Raw genomic sequence first — 7,001 nt, forward strand, 5'->3', positions numbered from 1 at the left:
AGCTCACTAACTTTTTGATTTTACCATAAAATTGCCTTTTTGCCTAGATTTTCTTAACTGCCGCTAATCGTAATACCACTAATCCTAAGAGTAGGCGCACCCTGGGAACCGAAAAACCGCAGATCACTCCCCACGGCATCGACATTATTCAGCAATTCCAGAATATTGCCAGCGATGGCTACCCCGCGGACGGCATGGGTAAACTCCCCGTTCTCAATCCACACGCCGGCGGCGCCGATCGAGAAATCGCCGGAAATGGGGTTGGCTGTATGCATGCCCATGACATTAGTGACATAAAAACCCTTTCTAACCCCAGCAATTATGGCATTCGGCTCGGTATCACCGGGTTGAATAAAAATATTAGTAGGCCCTACTTCCGGCAAACCTTTGAACGAACCACGCACGCCGTTGCCGGTACTGGCCACATTATCTTTAGCTGCCGTATAGGTATTATATAAGTAATTTTTTAATTCACCCCGCACCACCAATTCGGTACGGCGGGTAAGCACTCCTTCGCCATCGACGGGACTGGAGGCAATACCTCCTTCCAGGCGGCCATCGTCTACGAGCGAAAGAACCGGCGAAGCCACTTTTTGTCCCAGCTTGCCTTTAAATAGGGAGCGGCCCTTCTGTACGGCATCGGCACTCAGCGCCGGTATCAAAATGCTGAAAAAGTTAGTGGCAATATAGGGACTGAGAACCAAGGCCGCTTTTGTCGTACCAATCGTCTTCGCGCCAAGCAGCATGACGGCTTCCCGTGCTGCTTCACTGCCAACCGCGGCAGGATCAAGTTCGGCAAACCGCCGCCGATAACTCAGAGCCATGCCGGTCTGGACATCGCCGTCTTGCTCCGCGAGCACCATGCCATAGACGCCGCAATAACCGCTCCGGTAAGCCACCGCCAGACCGTTCGAATTAGCTAGCGCCACGCCATAATCGGCATCTTCATAGACGCAACGTTCCGTCCGCCGGACGCGCTTGTCGGTCCGCTGCGCCGCCCGCTCTACTTCTTTCGCTTTTTCAATCTTTTCCTCTACCGACGCCAGGGCCAACTGGCGGTCAAGAAGATCCATTTCCGGTATCTGTTGTGGCTTACCGGGAAGAAAATGATATCTATCGGCAAAGCTTTTGCGGCTGTTAGCCAGCGCTTGGCGGACTACGCCTTCAATATCGCCGCTGTCGATGCCGGTACAATGAGCAAACCCCACCGCTTGTTCTCGCGAAATTACGCGAATGCCAATGCCGGTGTCGTTGGCCTGCTTTAATGTTTCCACCTTCTGCTCGGCTACTTCTATCGTAAGGGCCCTAGCGTCAAGCACATAGGCTTCGGCCGCATAGGCGCCAATTTTTTGCGCCAATTGTACTGCCTTAACAGCTATTTCCAAATAATCCACCAAAATCCCTCCGACCGTATTCCAATAAGTTTATTATATGCCCCAGTTGCATGCTTAATGCGACAGCACACTGGTCGCCCATTTATGGGTATTCCCTGTTTTTGCTAGTTTCCCTGCCTAAATATCTCAATCTTCATCTGCTTTTTTAGCCGATTTAACAAAGAAATAATAATAATGATATCGCACAAATTTTAATTCAGAATAATAGCCAAAGCAGCCCGCCCCAAAAGGGACTAGGCTGCTTGGCTTCTACTTAATATGTTAAATATGCCTCTTTGTTATCCGAGCCGCTCATACCAAAAACCACGTCATGACCCAAACGGTCAGCATGCCGGTAATACCCATTACTAATGTTGCCAAGGTTTGTGCCTTGTATGCGGTATCAACGGGGATATTGGAAAACTGGGATACTACCCAGAAATACGAGTCATTAGCATGTGACACGACCATCGAACCGCAACCGATCGCCATGGTAGCCAAAACCGCTCCCATGGGGGAACCAAGCCCAAGGGTAGCGAGCAGCGGATAGACGATAGTCGATGTAGTGATTAGTGATACCGTAGATGAACCTTGGGCGGTTTTAATCGCCGCCGCAATAATAAATGGCAGAAAAACGCCAAGATTAAACTGGGCCAGGCTTTGGCCAAGATAGTTGCCGATTTTGGTCGCGGCGATAAGGGCGCCGAGAGAGCCGCCGGCAGCGGTAATCATGATAATCGCTGCCGAGTCTTTGATGCCTTGACCCACCCAGCCGGATAAAACTTCTTCGTCTAGTTTCGGGACAAGGAACAGGCAAAGACCAACCCCGATCAGGAGGGCGATCATTGGATCACCGATAAAGTCAAACGTCACCTTTAGCGTCCCTTTGCCGAAAGGCGCACCCGGGAAATTAGCCACCGATTTTAAGGCAATAAGCACGATTGGTACGACAAGCGGCGCAAAGGACGCGAGCGGACTGGGAAGTTTCTTGAATTTTGCCAGCAGTTCTTCATAACTGACACTTGTATCAGGCTCAATATTAAACCGCTTGGAATACCATGTCGCCCATAAATAGCCTGCCAAAGCGGCAGGAATGGCTACGATTAAACCGATAAAAATAACCATCCCTAAATCGGCTTTTAAGTTGTTCGCGGCCGCAATAGGCCCAGGTGTGGGCGGCACAAGCGTATGCGTTGCGTAAAGGCCGGTAGAGAGAGCCACCGCCATGACGGCCATGGAGACTCCGGCCCGTTTAGCCAGCGACTTATTAAGCGCCGAAAGAATGACAAAGCCTGAGTCACAAAAAACAGGAATAGAAGTTATATAGCCGATAACACTCATGGCCAAAGCGGGACGTTTTTCGCCTACCAGTTTGAGTATCGTTTCGGCCATGGTAAGTGCGGCGCCGCTCCGTTCCAACATAACGCCAATAATAGTGCCGGCAATAATCACGATACCGATGCGTTCGACCGTCCCACCGAAGCCCTTAGCCACATGCTGGGTCACTTCGACGGGATTCATCCCCGCAGCAAAACCCACAAAAAACGCAGACAATAATAAAGCTAAGAAAGCATGCACTTTGTATCGAGAAATCAAGACAATCATAAAAACAATGGCTACAAATAAAATGACCAGTAACATCGGACCTTGAACCACGCAAAAACCCTCCTTTACACAAAGATTGTTTATAAGCGAACCGTTACCGTCCTCACCCCTTTTCTTTCTGTGTTTTCCAAAGCTCCTGAAATAATTATATAAAATATTTGGAATTTTACAACTTAATTATAGAAAATTAATAGCCGTTCAACTGGCCCATTTCACCCCATCATACCTACCAATAGATAAACACACAAAAAAAGAAGGGGGAGCCCCTTCTCTTTTAACATGCTTAATTTTACAAATATTCTTTTGCTACCGCCAGCGCCTTATCATAGTCGGGATGCGCGGTAACTTCCTTTACATATTCAACATGCCGCACGACGCCTTTTTGGTCGACGACGATGATACCGCGCGCAAGAAGTCGTAATTCTTCAATAACAAAACCGTACTTTAAACCAAAGTCCAGGTCTTTATGGTCGGATAGCGTTTTTACATTGTCAATGCCCTGGGCCGCGCAATATTTAGCCAAAGCAAACGGTAAATCGACGCTGACAGAAAGGACAACTGCCCCACTAAGTTCAGACGCCTCTTCATTAAAGCGGCGCGTCTGCATATCGCATACCGGAGTATCTACTGAAGGCACTACACTGATAATACGCACTTTGCCTTGATAGTCGCTTAGTTTTACCGGTTCAAGCGCTGTCGACAATACGGTGAAATCCGGCGCGTTCATACCCGCTTTAATTTCCGGTCCAAGCAAAGTTAGCGGATTACCTTTAAAAGTAATAACATTTTTCCGTTTTTCCATTATCCATCTTCCTTCCTTTAGCTTCCTTATGTAGTTTTCACTGCCATATTTTTCAATTCAATTTTACCATATAGATTTCAATTTGCCAATAATAATTATTATTTAAAACAAGCAAATTGTCTTCTTAAATTTATCTATAATTGCTAAAAATCTTGCACCATTATCAATCCTTCCTCCATTCTTCGTCGCCGCTTGACACGCCCCACCGAAACGGCCCATAGCCATAGTCAAAAAGTTCCGGTCCCATTTTAAAAATCCGTTAACGCGCATTAACCGAATTTCCATTCGTATTAGCATATATTTCCGCCACAATCTCCCGGAAAACAGGCGCCGCCACATCGCCGCCGGACATTCCCTCTTCGACAAAAACAACGACTACATATTGCGGATTTTCCAGCGGTGCGTAGCCGGCAAACCAGGCATGGTTAATCCCTTTGCCTTTGCCATCGGTCCGGCCTGTTTCCGCGGAGCCGGTCTTGCCTGCCGAACCGATGCCGTCTACATAAGCAGCCTGCCCCGTCCCATAGCGCGTCACCGCCAGCATCATCGCCCGCAGTTCGGCGGCTGTAGCGCGGGACAAAACACGAACGCCCCGCGAAACGGGAAATTGTTTAATTACGACGCCTTCCGGTGAGGTAAATTTACTGACTATATAAGGCTCTACTTTTACCCCGTCATTAACAATCGTAGCCACCAGGGATGCAACCTGTAGCGGCGTGGCTTCTAAAAGTCCCTGGCCGATGGCCAGATTGGCCAAATCTCCCGGATAGAGTGCATCGGCCGCAGGCAGATTGCCATCGGCCTCGCTTTCAAAATTAAGCCCGGTATGCTGACCAAACCCCAGCTTATGCGCGTATTCAATAACTTTAGCCGGGCCTAACCGAAGAGCCACTTCAATTAATACCGGATTGCTGGAGTAGGCTATTGCGTCGGTAAAGGTTAATCGGCCCCGTGGACCCCGCTCATAATCCCATCCTTTAAAACGTAAGCTCCCAACGTCAATATAACCCTGGTCATAAAAGATATCTTGCGGCCGTACAGCGCCACTTTCCAGGGCAGCTGCCGCTACCACCAGCTTAAAGACCGAGCCAGGCTGATAGGCGGCCAAAGCGCGGTTTAAGAGCGGCGCAGTAACGTGCTGTAAATAATCGCCCAGGTTATTGGCGTCAAAGTTTGGCCGGGAAGCACAGGCCAAAATCTCACCGGTCGATGGTCTAAGAATCACCACCGCGCCTTTAGGCACATGCCGATCCATTACTCCTTCCACAATCTTTTGAATACGGCTGTCAATAGTAAGGACTACATTACTGGGCGCCGCGCCGTTATTGAGCCGAATACGTTTGTAGCCAAGACCTGGAATGAGCCGCTGGCCGGCGTCAACTACCGCCGCTACATACTCGGGCTGGTTGCCGCGCAGGATTTCGTCATACATGCCCTCGATACCGCTGACACCTTTATTGTCCGCTTGATTAATATACCCTACAATATGAGCGGCCAGCGCACTGGAACCATACCGTTTTTTTTCCGCCACACACAACACTCCGGGTAAATGGAGCCCGTTAATTTTTTGAGCGGTAACGGCATCAAGATCGGTCTTCATTTTAAATGGATACCCGGCTTGCGCCAGCTGCTCAAGAATATTCTCGCGCGGCAGGCCGGTAACGACCGCCAGCTGGGCGGCGGTCTGGCTAACGCTCACGATTTGTTCAGGAAAGACGACCACGCTGAAGTGCTGGGCCGTGTTGGTAAGTGGCTGACCATTGCGATCAAGAATTTCGCCCCTGGCCACTTCCACTGGCACTTCCTGAACGCGCATGCCAACACTCTGCGCCGTCAGGAGCGGACCATCGATAATTTGCAGATAAAACAGCCGCACCACCAATGCCCCAAATAGCAAAAAAACAGCCATAAGCAGGCGGTAAATGCGGAAAACATGAAAAGCCATACCGTCACCTCACGGTGTAGTATGGCTAAACATGGTAAAATTATACAAACTCGATTGGCAGCGGCAATTTCCTAAGAATTTCCCGGACATCAGCGCATGTGTCAGGCGTTGCCCGCACGACCAGCAGACCTTCCGTCCGGTTGACGGTAGTGACCACACCCAAATACTCATAGCCCTCCATAATCTGATTGACAAAATTAATATACTGCGGCGCTACACGGATGTAAACAGACTCAGCCATGCGCCTTCACTTCCCGCCGCAGCATGGCGTATTCGGCAACGGGCTGACTCATAGGCATGGTAACAAGCTGCTGCGGATGCGGCGCGGCATCGATAGCGTTGCCTTCGCTGTCAAACATTGCGGCAATACGCTGCCGGAAAGTAGGCCCACTAGGTTGGAAGACCTCAATTTCCTCGCCCACTTTCATATTATTGCGTTGTTCGACCAGCGCCATGCCGGTTGCAGGATTATAACTCCTAACCAGCCCGATGAAATCATGGGTCTGTTTATAAGTGGCGCCGCTATAAATTTGATCCTCATGCGTTGTTTTACTAAAATAAAATCCCGTCGTATAAGGGCGGTGGGAGATTTTCTGCAGTTCTTCCCACCATTCGGGCCGAACCTCATAGTGATCGGGGTCAGCGAAATAACTGTCGATAGCCTGCCGGTAAACTTTCACCACTGTCGCCACATAGTGCACGCTCTTCATTCGTCCCTCAATCTTAAAGCTATCCAGTCCGGTCTCCGTAAGCGCAGGGATATGCGGCAACAGGCACAAGTCTTTGGAATTAAAAATATACGTTCCCCGCTCATCTTCCAAAACGGGGAAAAACTGGCCGGGCCGCGTTTCCTCCATGACATAGTATTTCCAGCGGCATGCCTGGGTGCATTCTCCCCGGTTGGCGTCGCGGCCGGTGAAATAGTTGCTGAGCAGACAGCGCCCCGAGTAAGAAATGCACATGGCCCCGTGCACAAAAGCTTCAAGCTCGATATCCACCTTTTGGCGAATAACCCGAATATCTGCCAGTGAGATTTCCCTGGACAGGACCACCCGGCGGGCGCCAAGTTCCTGCCAGCAGAGGACGGCCGACCAGTTAGTATTGTTGGCCTGGGTGCTAATATGCAAGGGCAGATCAGGCGCCACCTGGCGGGCAATGCGGTACACCCCCAGATCGGAAATGATAATGCCGTCTACGCCAATGTCACGCAAAAAGCGGATATATTCCGGCAAAGCCAGCAAGTCTTCATTATGCGGAAAAATATTAATGGTTACAT

At 49.8% G+C, this 7,001-nt stretch carries 6 protein-coding genes; all 6 read right to left on the reverse strand.

All coding sequences use genetic code 11. The features are described 5' to 3' along the window. Positions 1 to 53: 53 nt before the first annotated feature. Positions 54 to 1,394, reverse strand: a complete 1,341-nt coding sequence (locus TCARDRAFT_RS06400) for a TldD/PmbA family protein (protein ID WP_007289190.1) — start codon at positions 1,392 to 1,394, stop codon at positions 54 to 56. Between the two features lie 291 nt (positions 1,395 to 1,685). Further along, positions 1,686 to 3,029, reverse strand: a complete 1,344-nt coding sequence (locus TCARDRAFT_RS06405; protein ID WP_007289191.1) for a GntP family permease — start codon at positions 3,027 to 3,029, stop codon at positions 1,686 to 1,688. 238 nt (positions 3,030 to 3,267) lie between these two features. Then, complete coding sequence (tpx, locus tag TCARDRAFT_RS06410) at positions 3,268 to 3,780, reverse strand: thiol peroxidase (protein WP_007289192.1); 513 nt, start codon at positions 3,778 to 3,780, stop codon at positions 3,268 to 3,270. A gap of 259 nt (positions 3,781 to 4,039) precedes the next feature. Continuing rightward, positions 4,040 to 5,725 carry a peptidoglycan D,D-transpeptidase FtsI family protein gene (locus tag TCARDRAFT_RS06415; RefSeq protein WP_007289193.1) on the reverse strand — a complete coding sequence of 562 codons (1,686 nt, stop codon included), beginning with the start codon at positions 5,723 to 5,725 and terminating at the stop codon, positions 4,040 to 4,042. Between the two features lie 40 nt (positions 5,726 to 5,765). Then, on the reverse strand, positions 5,766 to 5,966 hold the full coding sequence (locus TCARDRAFT_RS06420; protein WP_007289194.1) for a DUF4911 domain-containing protein: 201 nt from the start codon (positions 5,964 to 5,966) through the stop codon (positions 5,766 to 5,768). Further along, positions 5,959 to 7,001: peptidase U32 family protein (locus tag TCARDRAFT_RS06425; RefSeq protein WP_007289195.1), on the reverse strand; the 1,043-nt coding region annotated here is incomplete at its 5' end. The genes TCARDRAFT_RS06420 and TCARDRAFT_RS06425, both read right to left, overlap by 8 nt.

The organism is Thermosinus carboxydivorans Nor1 (assembly GCF_000169155.1).
In the GTDB taxonomy this organism is placed as follows: Bacteria; Bacillota; Negativicutes; order Sporomusales; family Thermosinaceae; genus Thermosinus; species Thermosinus carboxydivorans.